The organism is Gordonia sp. i37, from assembly GCF_002043085.1.
GTDB lineage: Bacteria > Actinomycetota > Actinomycetes > Mycobacteriales > Mycobacteriaceae > Gordonia > Gordonia polyisoprenivorans.
Genome location: NZ_MVPX01000590.1, coordinates 1 through 778 on the forward strand (window position 1 = coordinate 1; position 778 = coordinate 778).

The window sequence follows — 778 nt, forward strand, 5'->3', positions numbered from 1 at the left end:
AACGCCCTATTCAGACTCGCTTTCGCTACGGCTACCCCACACGGGTTAACCTCGCCACCGAGCACTAACTCGCAGGCTCATTCTTCAAAAGGCACGCCATCACCCACGATTCACCAAAGAATCCACAGGCTTTGACGGATTGTAAGCGTCCGGTTTCAGGTACTCTTTCACTCCCCTCCCGGGGTACTTTTCACCTTTCCCTCACGGTACTAGTCCGCTATCGGTCACCAGGAAGTATTCAGGCTTACCGGGTGGTCCCGGCAGATTCACAGCAGATTCCACGAGCCCGCTGCTACTTGGGGACACCATCACGCAAGACCACACGCTTTCAGCTACCGGACTCTCACCGCCTACGGCAGACCATTCCAGGCCACTTCACCTAGCATGCAGCTTTCTCACTCACGCCCCGACAGGTAGATCGAGGAAGACAGACCCCACAACACCACACACACAACCCCTACCCGGTATCACATGCGCATGGTTTAGCCATCCTCCGCTTTCGCTCGCCACTACTCACGGAATCACAATTGTTTTCTCTTCCTATGGGTACTGAGATGTTTCACTTCCCCACGTTCCCCCCACACAGCCTATACATTCAGCTGGTGGTAACACGACATCACTCGTGCTGGGTTTCCCCATTCGGACACCCTCGGATCACAGCTCGTTTGACAACTCCCCGAGGACTATCGCGGCCTACCACGTCCTTCATCGGCCCCTGGTGCCAAGGCATCCACCGAACGCCCTCAAACACTTACAACAACACCTAAACCCACAGACG

1 rRNA gene is annotated in these 778 nt (G+C 55.5%); it reads right to left on the reverse strand.

From position 1 onward, the window contains the following. Nucleotides 1-757, reverse strand: a 23S ribosomal RNA gene (locus B1964_RS28510); the annotation flags it as partial. Nucleotides 758-778 lie beyond the last annotated feature (21 nt).